Source organism: Thomasclavelia saccharogumia DSM 17460 (assembly GCF_000686665.1).
Taxonomy (GTDB): Bacteria; Bacillota_I; Bacilli_A; order Erysipelotrichales; family Coprobacillaceae; genus Thomasclavelia; species Thomasclavelia saccharogumia.
The window spans coordinates 1-2,365 of sequence record NZ_JMLH01000121.1; the positions used below are offsets into that span (position 1 = coordinate 1).

Here is a 2,365-nt window from a genome sequence, read left to right on the forward strand (position 1 = left end):
CCATAAATATTATGGAAAGTAAATAATGAGGAATATATTAATATATCAATATATATTCTGGTTACTTTCCATAATAATTTACTTTCTATAAATTAGATAAAAAAAGAAGAACAGTTATTTTGTTCCTCAATTGAAGCATGGAGATCTATTTTTGATTTTCATATTTTTCCTCCAACAAAAAAAGCCAATCATATTGATTAGCTTATCATCTTATTGAATATGTTCTAAAATAAGGTCATACAATGAATCACTTATTCTTATTCCACATTCCTTTAATTTACTTATACTTTCTCTTATTTCATCTGCATTTAAAAATCCTTCATCAAAAAACTGCAATAATATTCCTACAGTACCCGTAATTGTTAATCCCATTTGTTTAGCCACTATTCTTCCTTTACGTTCGTCCATCAGCAATAAATCAGCTTTCTTTTCATCTGCCATAACAATGGCTTCACTTTCACCAGCATCCAATCCTGTTACTCGTCTAAATATATCTACTGATTTTGTATCAGTAACTTCTTCAACAAAAATATATGGACAGTTTTTTATGACTTGAGCTTCATCTTGAAATTTAATATTTGAAATCAACTCACTGTATACTGCCTTGGGTATAACGACTTCATGGAACAATTTTTCCAGCAAATCTAATTGATCTGCCTTTAACAAAGATATAATAGGTGTTGTATCAGAAATAATAATCATTACAGATTTGACCTCAATTTCTTTATTGCCTGAAGATCAGAGGTCAATTCATCTACTGATTCTCGAAGATATGATATACCTAATTTTCCATATAAAGCTATCAAATCCAACTTATGAACACCTAATAACTCAGCAGCCTTACCATACGAAATCGTATCATCTTGAATATAAGGATATAAAATCATTGCATTTTGTTTTAACACAGCTTCTTCATCTGTTTTAGAAACATATGAAACCATGCCTTCAGGTATATTGATTTCTATTTTTCTCATACTCATAAAAACGCCTCCTTCTTCTTATTTGTATCACCTAATTACATCTTTATTATACTATTTTTTTGATTTATTGTATATAAACTTTTCTTTAGCAAATTAATCACTTAAATATGGTCAAATATTTTCTTCAACCTGCTGAACATTTCTTTCTTTTTGAATTTGTTTTTCTTCATTATCTCAAGTTAAGAATACTGCCAATCCAATAACAAATAAAATCACTAATAATTTTTTCATAACTTTCAGCCCCTTGTTTTTTATTTACAGTTTCATTTTACATTGAGCATTTATGAATAACAAATGTACGATTAATTTGACTTTCTTAGATTTTTGCTTTTTCTTTTGGCAGATTCACTGCCCTTTGAATTTTTTCTTACAAAACATCTATAAAACTCCTTAGGCATAATATATTGCTTTTTCATCATTTTCTCCTTCACTACTTCTTATATAAATTGAAGATATAATATAATACTTAAAACATAGTTGTCATTTCTTCCGTCAGGTAATAAATACCCGTTAGTGTTGAAAAGAGGTTTTTAGGGGGAAACACAGTCACGTTTCCAGGCAAAAAAAAGCAGACTTCCCCTTACAAGCCTGTTGATATTTGAAAATATGCAATTTCTAAAGTTACATGTGTAACTCAACTTATCTTTCATGTTCCTTATTTCTTTTCTTTGCCCATGATTTTAACAGTTTTATAATCACTTCACTTTTTTGTCTTGGTGTAAAGTCTTTAGGAAAATATTCATCTATATCCTCCATTTTAAAAGAAATCTATTCTTTTTGATTGGCTTTTTCTTCTGTCATGATTGTATAGATAACATTTTCATCTAATCGGTTTTCTTTTGATAATTCCTTCATTCTAATTGTTTGAGCATAAGATGGCGTTAGATCAAGTTTTTCAATGTATTTGACAACCAATTCCTGATTATCTTTAGATAAATAAGACAGTTCAACTGCTGGGTTAAAGGCTATTTTCTTCTTATCTTCTCTTAAACCATCGACCATGTTCCTTAGTGGTTCAATGAGTTCAGTTAAACGAATATACCTCTTAACTTGATTTCTACTTTCACCAACTTCATCTGCGAGTTTTTCTACTGAATATACTCTTTTTCCTTAATGTTTCATGGCTTCCAGCTTCATCTTATATGCAAAACCTCTTTCAGTAGGCAATATCGTTTCTCGCTGAATGTTGGAATCAACCATGATGATCGTTGCCTGATCATCAGTTAAATCACGTACAATAGCAGGCACTTTATCTAAACCATTTAATTCAGCAGCCTTCATTCTTCGATGTCTGTTGATATGCAAATTATTTTGACTCAAAAAACTACTGTTTATGCATTCGTAAATTAGTTAAAATTAAATATAACTAATTTAATTTGATAATA

4 protein-coding genes are annotated in these 2,365 nt (G+C 29.3%); all 4 read right to left on the reverse strand.

The window, feature by feature from the left end:
• Positions 1–210: 210 nt before the first annotated feature.
• Positions 211–702, reverse strand: coding sequence for a PIN domain-containing protein (locus tag BR82_RS0114390; protein ID WP_027090726.1), 492 nt, complete (start codon positions 700–702; stop codon positions 211–213).
• On the reverse strand, positions 702–980 hold the full coding sequence (locus BR82_RS0114395) for a UPF0175 family protein (RefSeq protein WP_027090727.1): 279 nt from the start codon (positions 978–980) through the stop codon (positions 702–704). The genes BR82_RS0114390 and BR82_RS0114395 overlap by 1 nt, the downstream gene beginning before the upstream one ends.
• Before the next feature lie 768 nt (positions 981–1,748).
• Positions 1,749–1,982, reverse strand: a complete 234-nt coding sequence (locus tag BR82_RS16510) for a hypothetical protein (RefSeq protein WP_027090728.1) — start codon at positions 1,980–1,982, stop codon at positions 1,749–1,751.
• Positions 1,983–2,090: 108 nt separating this feature from the next.
• The gene (locus BR82_RS17195) at positions 2,091–2,261 is read right to left on the reverse strand and encodes a ParB N-terminal domain-containing protein (protein ID WP_161635142.1); all 171 of its coding nucleotides are present in this window, start codon (positions 2,259–2,261) and stop codon (positions 2,091–2,093) included.
• Positions 2,262–2,365 lie beyond the last annotated feature (104 nt).